Origin of the sequence: Actinocrinis sp. (genome assembly GCF_035653575.1) — a bacterium.
Taxonomy (GTDB): Bacteria; Actinomycetota; Actinomycetes; order Streptomycetales; family Catenulisporaceae; genus Actinocrinis.
The window spans coordinates 18,049-28,741 of the sequence record NZ_DASRBQ010000075.1; the positions used below are offsets into that span (position 1 = coordinate 18,049).

At 69.1% G+C, this 10,693-nt stretch carries 10 protein-coding genes; 9 read left to right on the forward strand and 1 reads right to left on the reverse strand.

Annotated elements, in window-relative coordinates:
• Window positions 1-56 precede the first annotated feature (56 nt).
• The 9 genes from VFA06_RS10775 to VFA06_RS10815 are packed head-to-tail and all read left to right on the forward strand — an operon-like array spanning window position 57 to window position 9,170.
• Window positions 57-1,340, forward strand: a complete 1,284-nt coding sequence (locus VFA06_RS10775; protein ID WP_324840337.1) for an amino acid ABC transporter substrate-binding protein — start codon at window positions 57-59, stop codon at window positions 1,338-1,340.
• Window positions 1,341-1,349: 9 nt separating this feature from the next.
• On the forward strand, window positions 1,350-2,228 hold the full coding sequence (locus tag VFA06_RS10780; protein WP_324840338.1) for a branched-chain amino acid ABC transporter permease: 879 nt from the start codon (window positions 1,350-1,352) through the stop codon (window positions 2,226-2,228).
• Window positions 2,225-3,271 carry a branched-chain amino acid ABC transporter permease gene (locus tag VFA06_RS10785; RefSeq protein ID WP_324840339.1) on the forward strand — a complete coding sequence of 349 codons (1,047 nt, stop codon included), beginning with the start codon at window positions 2,225-2,227 and terminating at the stop codon, window positions 3,269-3,271. Before VFA06_RS10780 ends, VFA06_RS10785 begins: the two co-directional genes overlap by 4 nt.
• A complete protein-coding gene (locus VFA06_RS10790) occupies window positions 3,268-3,999 on the forward strand; it encodes an ABC transporter ATP-binding protein (protein ID WP_324840340.1) in 732 nt (243 codons plus the stop codon). Before VFA06_RS10785 ends, VFA06_RS10790 begins: the two co-directional genes overlap by 4 nt.
• Before the next feature lie 37 nt (window positions 4,000-4,036).
• Window positions 4,037-4,903 carry an ABC transporter ATP-binding protein gene (locus VFA06_RS10795; protein WP_324840341.1) on the forward strand — a complete coding sequence of 289 codons (867 nt, stop codon included), beginning with the start codon at window positions 4,037-4,039 and terminating at the stop codon, window positions 4,901-4,903.
• Complete coding sequence (locus VFA06_RS10800; RefSeq protein ID WP_324840342.1) at window positions 4,900-5,850, forward strand: NAD(P)-dependent oxidoreductase; 951 nt, start codon at window positions 4,900-4,902, stop codon at window positions 5,848-5,850. Before VFA06_RS10795 ends, VFA06_RS10800 begins: the two co-directional genes overlap by 4 nt.
• A complete protein-coding gene (locus VFA06_RS10805) occupies window positions 5,847-7,148 on the forward strand; it encodes a M24 family metallopeptidase (protein ID WP_324840343.1) in 1,302 nt (433 codons plus the stop codon). Before VFA06_RS10800 ends, VFA06_RS10805 begins: the two co-directional genes overlap by 4 nt.
• Window positions 7,149-7,179: 31 nt before the next feature.
• Window positions 7,180-8,205 carry a thiamine pyrophosphate-dependent dehydrogenase E1 component subunit alpha gene (locus VFA06_RS10810; protein WP_324840344.1) on the forward strand — a complete coding sequence of 342 codons (1,026 nt, stop codon included), beginning with the start codon at window positions 7,180-7,182 and terminating at the stop codon, window positions 8,203-8,205.
• Window positions 8,193-9,170, forward strand: a complete 978-nt coding sequence (locus tag VFA06_RS10815) for a pyruvate dehydrogenase complex E1 component subunit beta (protein WP_324840345.1) — start codon at window positions 8,193-8,195, stop codon at window positions 9,168-9,170. The genes VFA06_RS10810 and VFA06_RS10815 overlap by 13 nt, the downstream gene beginning before the upstream one ends.
• A gap of 321 nt (window positions 9,171-9,491) precedes the next feature.
• On the opposite strand, the gene VFA06_RS10820 is transcribed toward VFA06_RS10815, so the two are convergent.
• Complete coding sequence (locus tag VFA06_RS10820) at window positions 9,492-9,992, reverse strand: GNAT family N-acetyltransferase (protein ID WP_324840346.1); 501 nt, start codon at window positions 9,990-9,992, stop codon at window positions 9,492-9,494.
• Window positions 9,993-10,693: the final 701 nt, after the last annotated feature.

Consider the following 10,693-nt stretch of genomic DNA (forward strand, 5'->3'; position numbering starts at 1 on the left):
CCACACCGGATCAGGTAGTCCCGAGGAGGACAGAGCACATGCTTCACTGCAATCGTATGCAGCTCCTCGATCCGTCACAGCGGGCGGTCCGCCGCATCGGCATCCGCCACGTCTTTTCCCTTCGAACCCGCGCCGCCGCCGTCGCCCTGGTGGTGACCGCGAGCACCCTCGCTACGGCCTGCGGGAGCTCGCATCCCGCCGCCAAGGCCCCGACGACCCTGAACATCGGCATCTCGCTCTCGCTCACCGGGGACTTCGCGGACCCCGGCAAGGCCGCCGAGCGCGGCTATCAGCTGTGGGCCGACACGGTGAACGCCAAGGGCGGCGTGCTCGGGCGCAAGGTGAACCTCAAGATCGTGGACGACGCCTCAAGCCCGAACCAGGCCGTCAGCAACTATCAGAACCTGATCAACCGCGACCATGTGGACCTGGTCTTCGGGCCCTTCTCCTCGCTGCTGACCATCCCGTCCTCGGCGGTGGTCAACCGCTACCACTACGCGTTCATCGAGCCGGCCGGCGGCGGGCCCGCGGTCTTCGCGCAGCATCTGCACAACCTCTTCTTCGTCCAGCCGGCCGCGACGGTGCAGGGCGGGATGGTGTTCGCGGACTACATCCTGTCGCTGCCGGCGGATCAGCGCCCGAAGACCGCCGCGTATCCGTCCCTTGACGACCCGTTCGCCTCGCCGATCGCCGACGCGGTGCGCCAGCGCTTCGAGGCGGCCGGGATCCAGACCGTGTACAAGTCGATCTACCCCGCCGAGACCACAGACCTGACCCCGATCATCGCCAAGGTGGCTGCGGCCAAGCCGGATGTGGTGGTGGCGGGTACACAGTCCGAGGACGCCTACGCCGACGTCAGGGCCATGATCCAGCTCAAGTGGGCGCCCAAGTGGCTGTTCCTGTCCAACGGCGCCAACTCGCCGGTCGACTTCCCCAACGCGGTCGGGCTGAAGAACACCGAGGGCATCTTCTCCTCAGGGGACTGGTTCTCCGGCAGCACCGCCTCGGGCAGCGCCGCCTTCATCGCCGCGTACATCAAGAAGTACGGCGGCACGGCCGACCAGATCGACAGCACCTCGGCCGAGGCCTACTCCTGCGGAATGCTGCTGGAGGAGGTGGCCGCCAAGACCGGCAAGGTCGACAACGCGACCATCATCAGCACCCTGCATTCGGGCACCTGGCCAACGCTGGAAGGCAACCTGTCCTGGGACTCCTCAGGCCAGCCGCAGGGCTCGTATCTGCTGGAGCAGTGGATCGGCGGCAAGCTGCTCGCCGTCTATCCGCCCAGCAGCGCCGAGCACGCTCCGGTCACCGAACCGCTGGCCTGGGCCGGAAAGTAGGCCGGTCGCGTGCACACCGTCATCCAGGCGCTGATTCTGGGCGTGTTGACCGGGGGCGTCTACGCCCTGATGGCCAGCGGTCAGACGATCATCTTCGGCGTGATGAAGGTGGTCAACCTCGCGCAGGGCGCGCTGGTGATCGCCGGGGCGTACCTGAGCTACTCGCTGTTCACCTCCTTCGGCCTCGATCCCTTCCTCTCGATCCTGGTCACCACCCCGGCGCTGTTCGGCGTCGGGGCGGGGCTGCAGTGGCTGTTCCTGCGCCCGCTGCGCGAGGAGGACCGGGCGGAACTCTCGCTGCTGGTCACCTTCGCGGTCGCGCTCGGCATTGAGGGCGTGCTCAGCGTGACGTACAAGACGAACTACCGCACGATCCAAGCCGGCTACGCGGACCGCTCGTTCACGGTCGGCGGCTATCAGATCTCTGCGGTGCGGCTGTACGCGTTTCTGCTTTCCGCGGCGCTGCTCGGCCTGCTGTATCTGGTGCTACAGCGCACGAAGTTCGGCCGCGCGATCCGCGCCACGGTGCAGAACCCTGAGGCGGCCCAACTGCTCGGGGTGAATTCGCGGGTGGTGGCGGCCGCCGGCTTCGGAATCGGCGCGGCGACGGCGGCGGCGGCCGGCGCCGTGTACGGCCTGCTGTACTCGTTCAACTCGGGCAGCCACTACGACCTGATCTCCCGGCTGCTCTCCATCGTCGTGCTCGGCGGTCTCGGCAGCATCGGCGGCTCGATCGTCGGCGCCCTCGTCATGGGCGTGGTCGCCGCACTGGTCGCCGCGCTCGGCCCGCCGATCTGGTCGGACTTCAGCTTCTTCATCGTGCTGCTCGCGGTGCTGCTGCTGCGGCCGCGCGGACTGTTCGGCGCGAGCCTGCGAGGCGCGCTGTGAGTCGCGCCGGCGTGATTCGGGCGCTGCTGTTTTTCGGCCTGCTCACCGCGCTGCCGTTCGCCGTGACCGAGCACTGGATCGTGAATCTCGGCGTGTTCACGCTGATCTACGCCGGCTTGGCCAGCGCCTGGAATCTGGTCGGCGGCCTCGCGGGTTATCCGTCGCTCGGCCACGCCGCGTTCTTCGGCGCCGGCGCGTACGCAGAGGCGATCTACTTCCAGCACCGGGAGGCCGGTGCGAACGGTCTGATGCCCTTCCTGGTGCTGCCGATCGTCGGTGCCGGCGTCGCAGTGCTCGGGCTCGCGGTCGGCTGGATCGCGATGCGCACGCGCAGCGACGTGTTCGCCATCGTCACGATCACGCTGCTCTTCGTCGCGCAGACTCTCGCCTTCAACCTGAACTCGCTCACCGGCGGCTCGCAGGGCATTGGTATGCCAGCCGCGCCCTTCGACGTCGACACCTACGAGCGGCCGTTCTATCTGGTCCTCGTGCTGCTGCTCGTCGTTTCGATGGGCGTCACCTGGGCCGCGTTGCACAGCGGGGTCGGGCTCTCGTTGCAGGCGGTGGCCGCCGATGAGGAACGTGCCCGAGGTATCGGTGTGCACGTCACCGGCGCTAAGCTACTCGCCTTTGCCGTGTCGGTGGGCATCGCGGGGATGATCGGCGGCGTCTGGGCTTACTACGTGTCCTTCATCTATCCGCAGTTCGCCGTCGACCCGCTGGTCACGATCGGCATGGTGCTGATGGCGTATCTAGGCGGCCGCGGCACTTTGTGGGGGCCGGTGCTCGGCGCCTTCATCCTGGTGCCGGCGCAGCAGTACCTCGCGTATCAGTACGGCGCGACGCAGCTTTACTTGATCGCGTACGCGGCGGTGTTCCTCCTGATCATGCTGCTGCTGCCGCGCGGGATCCTGCCCTCGCTCGGCCACCTGCTGCGGCGTCGGCGCGCGGCGGCCGGCCGATCCCCGGACGAGCCGGCTCAGGACCCTGCTGACCATGCGGGCGCCGGAACCGGGACCGTCGCCGAGGAGATGGCCCGGTGACCACGCTTCTGGAGGTCGAGCACCTCACCAAACGCTTCGGCGGGGTGACCGCGGTGGACGACTGCTCGTTCACCGTCCAGGACGGCGCCATCACCGGCCTGATCGGGCCCAACGGCTCCGGCAAAACCACCGTGTTCAACCTGGTGACCGGATATCTGCAGCCTGATTCCGGCCGCATCCTCTTCGCCGGACGCGCACTGGCCCGACCCGATCCCGCGGCGCTGTACCGGGCCGGGCTCTCGCGCACGTTCCAACACGCGCGCATCTTCCCCAGGCTGTGCGCGCTGGACAACTTGATCGTGGCGGCCGGTCACCCATGGCGCAGCCTGTTCACCCGCCGCCGTGGCCACGCCGACACGAACCGGGCCCTCGCCCTGCTTGAGGAATTCGGCCTCGCGGCGCACGCCGAGCATCCCGCCGCAGAGCTCTCCTACGGCCAGCGAAAGCTCCTGGAGTTCGCCTCGGTGCTGATGAGCGAGCCAAGGCTGGTGCTGCTCGACGAACCGACCGCGGGCGTGAACCCCACGCTGGTCGCCACGATGGAGCAGCACATCAGGCGCCGGCACGCCATGGGCATCAGCTTCCTGATTGTCGAGCACGACATGAACCTGGTGATGCGGCTGTGCGACCCGGTGATCGTGATGGATCGCGGCACCCGCATCGCCGCCGGGCCGCCCGACGCGGTGCGCGCCGACCCCGCCGTCCTCGACGCCTATCTGGGGCAGTGACATGAGTGACGAGCCTGTGTCAGCCGACGAAGAAGCGATGAGCGGCACCGCCGGCGCCAGAGCTGGAACCGGCGCGCCCGGAGGCCCGCCGCTGCTCGCCGTCGAGGGACTGGTAGCCGGGTACGGCGCGGGGGACATCCTGCGCGGAGTCGACCTGACGGTCGAGGCCGGCGAGGTGGTCTGCCTGATCGGGCCGAACGGGGCCGGCAAATCCACCGTGCTCAAAGCGATCAGCGGACTGATACGGCCGCGACGTGGCCGGGTGCTGCTCGACGGCGACCCCATCGACCGGCTCTCGCCGCGCGAGCGACTGGGCCGCGCCGTGGTGCACGTTCCCCAGGAGCGCAGCCTGTTCCCGGCCATGACGGTCTGGGAGAACCTGCTGATGGGCGGCTACATCTTGCGGGACCGGGCGCAGCTGCGGCGGCGAGCTGAGCGCTGCGCCGAGCAGTTCCCGATCGTGGCGCGGCGGCGGCACGACGCGGCCGGATCGCTGTCCGGAGGCGAGCAGAAGCAGGTGGAACTGGCCCGCTCGCTGATGCTCGAACCGCGGCTGATCCTGCTCGACGAACCCTCGATCGGCCTGGAGCCGCGAGCGCGGCGCGCCGTCTTCGAGTCCATCGCCGGGCTGGCCGCGGACGGCCGCGCCGTCCTGCTGGTCGAGCAGAACGCGCGCAGCGGACTCGCAATCGCGCATCGCGGCGCGGTGCTCGAGTCCGGGCGGGCGCGCTTGACCGGCACCGGTCCGGGACTGCTGGCGGATCCCAACGTCGCCCGCCTCTACCTCGGCGGCATGGCGCAGGTTCCTGATACGACGCATGTCCCAGATGCGACGCGGGCCCCTGACACGACGCGGACCCCTGAAACGCGCAAGGCGGGCACGACTACGGAGGTGTCACCGTGAACGATCCGGGCTCTCTGCGGCTCGGCTGGATCGGGACCGGCCGGATGGGCAGCGCGCTGGCCGGCCGGCTCCTCGACGCAGGACACGAACTCGCGGTGTACAACCGCACCCGGGCCAAAGCCGAACCGCTGGTCGAGCGCGGCGCGAGCGTCGTGGACACGGTCGCGGACCTCGCGGATCGCGACGTGGTGTTCACTACCGTCTCGGGCTCGGCGGACCTGGCCGAGGTGGTTCTCGGCGAGGGCGGGCTGCTCAGCCGCGCCGAGGTCGCACCGGGCGTGATCGTGGACTCCTCCACCGTGTCCGCGGAGGTCTCCGCGCGGGTTCGGTCCGCCGCGGCGCTGCGCGGAACCGCGCTGATCGCCGCCCCGGTCAGCGGCAACGGTCACGCGGCCGCGGCGGGCCGGCTCTCGGTGGTCGCCTCCGGGCCACCCGAGGCGTTCGAGCGTGTGCGGCCCTATCTGGAGGTCTTCGGCCGATCGGTGACCTATGCGGGGGAGGGGGAGACGGCGCGGCTGGTGAAGCTCGCGCACAACGTGTTCCTCGGAGTCGTCACCCAGGCACTCGCGGAGGTCACCGTGCTAGCGGAGAAGGGCGGGGTGTCGCGCGCCGCGTTCCTTGACTTCCTCAACCACAGCGTGCTCGGCTCGACCTTCACTAGATATAAGACCCCTGCGTTCGTCCGCCTCGACCTAGCGCCCACCTTCACGCCGGTGCTGCTGCGCAAGGATTTCGACCTGGGCCTCGAGGCCGCGCGACGACTGGAGGTGCCGATGCCGGTGGCCGCGTTGACCCATCAGCTGGTGCAGGCCCTGATCGGGCGCGGCCACGCCGACGAGGACTTCGCCGCGCTGCTGCCGCAGCAGGCGGCAGCCGCCGGGCTCGAGCTGCTGCCCGAGGACGTGCCCGTGGATGACGGCCTCTCCCTCGCCGAGGAGTCCCGATGACCGGCCCCAGCACGCTGACTGGCAAGGAGCAGCCAAGCGGAACCGCGCCTGACGGAACCGCCCCTGACCTCCTCCCCGCCCCCGGTCGCATGGCAGTGGACTTCGAGACCCGGGTGGACTTCGACCGGCTGCGCGCTTACCGGCTCGGCCGGGCCAGGGCCGCGTTGGACGCCTCCGAACTCGGCGCGCTGCTCGTCTTCGACGTCAACAACATCAGGTATCTGACAAGCACGATGATCGGCGAATGGGCCCGCGACAAGGTGGCCCGCTACGCGCTGCTGACCCGCACCGGCGAGCCGGTGCTCTGGGACTTCGGCTCGGCGGCGCGGCATCACCGGATGTACGCACCCTGGCTCGATCCGGCCAACAGCCGCGCCGGGATGCTGGGGCTGCGCGGCTCCGTGGCCCCGGACGCGGGACTGATCGCCGCCGCCGTCGCCGAGATTCGCGCGATGTTGGCCGAGCAGGGCGTCGTAGACCTGCCGCTGGGTGTGGACATCGCGGAGCTGCCGATGGTGCTTGAGCTTCAGCGGGTCGGACTGGACGTACGCGACGCCCAGCAGGTCATGCTCGACGCGCGGGAGATCAAGTCCGCGGACGAAATCATGCTGCTGACTCAGGCTGCTGCCATGGTCGACGGGGTGTATCAGACCATTGCGGATGCCCTCAAGCCGGGCATCCGCGAGAACGAGATCGTCGCCCTAGCCAACAAGCGTCTCTACGAGATGGGCTCTGACGACGTGGAGGCGATCAACGCGGTGTCCGGCGAGCGGTGCAGCCCGCATCCGCACAACTTCTCCGACCGGCTCATCCGCCCCGGCGACCAGGCGTTCTTCGACATCATCCAATCCTTCAACGGATACCGGACCTGCTACTACCGCACCTTCAACGTCGGCAGCTGCACCCCGGTGCAGCGCGACGCGTACCAGAAGGCCCGCGAATGGATCGACGCCGCGATCGCCCTCGTGCGCCCCGGGGCATCCACGGAGCAGATCGCCCGGGCCTGGCCCGCCGCGCCGCAGTTCGGCTTCGCCGACGAGATGGAGGCGTTCGGCCTCCAGTTCGGCCACGGCCTCGGCCTGGCCCTGCACGAGCGGCCGATCATCAGCAGGCTCAATTCGCTGGAGCATCCGGTCGAGCTGAAAGAGGGCATGGTCTTCGCGCTGGAGACCTACTGTCCGGCGGCCGACGGCTACTCCGCCGCGCGGATCGAGGAGGAGATCGTGGTGACCGCCGCCGGTCCGCGGGTGATCACCCTGTTCCCGGCCCGGGAGCTCTTCGTCGCCAACCCCTACTGACCGACCATCAGACCATCAGGGACTGAGCACCATGAACACCGGCCGCACCATGAGCACCGACCTCGACGCGTCGCCCGAGCCCGACCTGCGTACGCGGCTCGCCCTCTACCGCTGCCAGGTGGAGATCCGCCAGTTCGAGAAGCGGGCCTATGACCTGTTCCTGCAGAACCTGGTCAAGGGCACCAGCCATCTGTCCCTGGGCCAGGAGGCGATCGCGGCCGGCTTCGGCGCGGCGATGCTCCCCGACGACTACACCTTCGCCACCTACCGCGGCCACGCGCACACCCTCGCGCGCGGCGTGCCGATGGCGCCGGTCATGGCCGAGCTGCTCGGCCGCGCAAACGGGCTGATGGCGGGCAAGGGCGGCTCGATGCACCTGACCAGCGTCGAGCACGGAATGATGGGCTCGTACGCGATCGTCGGCGCACACCTGACCATCGCCAACGGCGCCGCCTGGTCGGCCCAGTACCGGGGCTCCGGGCAGGTCGCAGTGTGCTTCTTCGGCGATGGGGCCACGAACATCGGCGCTTTCCACGAGGCGCTGAACTACGCGGCGGTCTACCGGCTGCCGGTGGTGTTCGTGTGCGAGAACAACCTCTACATGGAATACACGCCGATCGACTCCGTGACAGCTGTGCGCAGGCCTGCCGCCGACCGCGCCGCGGCTTACGGGCTGGAGCCGATCGCCCTCGACGGCAACGACGCGGACGTGATGTACCGCGCGGCGGTCGCGGCGTTGGAGCGGGCCCGAGCCGGCGACGGTCCGAGCCTGATCGAGGCGCTGACGTACCGGCACGGCGGTCATTCGCGCGCCGATCCGGCCAAATACCGGCCCGCGGCGGAGGTCGAGCGCTGGCTTGCCCGCGACCCGGTGGCGCTCTACCGGCGGCGGCTACTCGATCTCGGCGTCGCAGAGAGCGAACTCGCGGCGATCGAAGCGGCGGCGCGGGCCGCGGTAGACGAGGCCGAACGGCAGGCCAAGGCGGGTCAAGCGCCGGATCCCGCGCTGTTGCTGACGGATCTGTGGGCAGACGGAGGTTCGTCATGGCGCAACTGAGCTACCGCGACGCGGTCGCCCGGGCCATCGGCCAGGAGATGCGACGGGACCAGCGGGTGGTCTTCCTCGGCGAGGATGTCGCGGCGGCCGGTGGCGTCTTCAAGGCGACGCCTGGCCTGCTCGCCGAGTTCGGCCCGGTCCGGGTGCGCGACACCCCGATCAGCGAACAGGCCATCCTCGGCGCGGCGATGGGCGCGGCGATGACCGGGCTGCGGCCGATCGCGGAGATCATGTTCAGCGACTTCTTCGCGGTGTGCTGGGACATCGTGGCGAATCAGATCGCGAAGACCCGCTACATGACGCACGGCCAGGTCACCCTGCCGCTGGTGATCCGGTGCGGCAACGGCGGTGGCCTGAAGTTCGGCGCGCAGCACTCGCAGAGCGTGGAGAACTGGGCGATGGCCGTGCCCGGCCTCAAGGTCGTCGCACCCTCGAACGCCCGAGATGTCATCGGACTGTTCGCGGCGGCGGTGCGCGACCCGGACCCGGTGCTCTTCTTCGAGCAGAAGTCGCTTTACCCGGTCAAAGGAGAGGTCCCGAACGGCGAGATCGTTGACGAACTCGGCACCGCGAAGGTGCTGCGTTTCGGCGCCGACTGCACGCTCGTCGCCCTCGCGGCGATGGTCCCCCGCGCGCTCGCCGCCGCGGAACGGCTTGCCGCGCAAGGCATCCAGGCCACGGTCGTCGATGTACGTTCCCTGGTTCCGCTCGACACGGCGACCATCCTGAGCGAGGTGGCCAGAACCGGCCGCCTGTTCACGGTCGAGGAGAACCCGCGGCTGTGCGGCTGGGGCGCCGAGCTCGTCTCGATCGCGGCAGAGGAGTGCTTCACCGAGCTGCTCGGCCCACCGGTGCGTATCACGACGCCGCACATCCCGCTGCCCGCCGCGGACGCACTCGAAGACCTCGCCCTACCGTCCGTGGACCGCATCGTGCAGACGGTGGTCAATTCGAAGTCGCGGTGATGCGCCCGGATCCTGAGCCTCGACCGTTCTGCTTCGCCTCACGCCTGCGGCTGGCTTGTAACGCCTACGGCTACCCGCCCTCCCGCCCCCGTTCCGCTTCGCTCCACGGACCGGTGGCGCTGCCGCGCACGCGCTTGGCGCTGAACGCTGCGCTATCTCAGGGCTCCGCTGCGCTCCGCCTCAACGCCTGCGGCTGGCTTGTAACGCCTACGGCTACCCGCCCTCCCGCCCCAAACGCTCCGCGCCCTCGCTGACGCTCGGCCGCTCCGCGACTACGTCGAACTGTCGGACTCGGTGGCCGGATACGGCCCGCTGATCCACCTAGCAGTTCGTCAGGTCCTTGGCCATGACCCGTTCTCTACCTGTGCCATCGGGCAGCAGGTCACCCTGCTCACCGGTGTCCGTGAACCCGTGGCGCTCGTAGAGGGCGACAGCATTCACGTTGCCTGGCATCACGGACAAGCGCAGAGACTTCGCGCCCCGCTGTGCGGCCCACCGCGCAATCTCCTGGATCAGGCTGCCGCCGACCCCTCTGCCACGCGCCGCGGGACTGACCCACATGGAGATTAGCTCGACGCTGTCGTCTGCATGCTCAACGGGAACGCCACTGGCCATCCCCGCAGGACGGCCGTCGACGACCGCGATCACGTTGTGCGCGCCGGGAATCTCCAGGCGGGCACGCCAGCGCTCCTCGCGATCGCCCTCTCCCTGCCACTCGGCCAGCGTCGAGCCGAAGGCATAGGGCGCCTCCGCAAGGGCTGCCTGCCGCAGTTCCCTCCAGATCGGCCAGTCGTCTGATTCCAAGGTGCGCAGTTCAAGCATGAGGCAGACCCTGCCGCGCTGGCGCAACCGAAGCAACCCGATAACGTGCGACCTCGTCGTGTCAAACCGGCGAAAATCGGTTGCCCGTGCTCGCCCAGTGAGCGAACACTAACGAGCATGCTCGGCTTTTCCAGGACAGACAACGACACGCTGGTGTCGTGCCTGGGTGACCCGCAGCGCACGGCGGCGGCCTACCGTGAGCTGCTGCAACGAGGGCACGACGCGTTGGGCGCCATCCGCGCCGGACTCCGGCATGATGCCCGGCGGGACTATCTACGAACGCACTGCCGGATTGACGCGGAGTTAACCGGCAGCGGGGGCAGCGAGAAAAGCGGAGCGGCCGAGCGTCAGCGGGGGTGCGGAGCGTTTGGGGCGGGAGGGCGGTAGCCGTAGCCGTTACGAGGCCAGCCGCAGGCGTTTCGGGCGGAGCGCAGCGGAGCCCTGAGATAGCGCAGCGTTCCAGCGCGAAGCGCGTGCGTGGCAGCGCCCGAAGTCCGTGGAGCGAAGCGGAACGGGGGCGGGAGGGCGGGCCACGTCATCAGAATTAATCCCCTGTTTCGCCCCGTACACTCAGGCGTCGCCATGGCGAAGTCTTGACCATGCAGATCCTTGTTTCGTTCAGGCTTTCTTCAGTAAGTTCGACGGCGATCCGCCGGAGACATCGGAGTCTTGACGGATTTCCTCAGCTCGGCCCGTAGCCG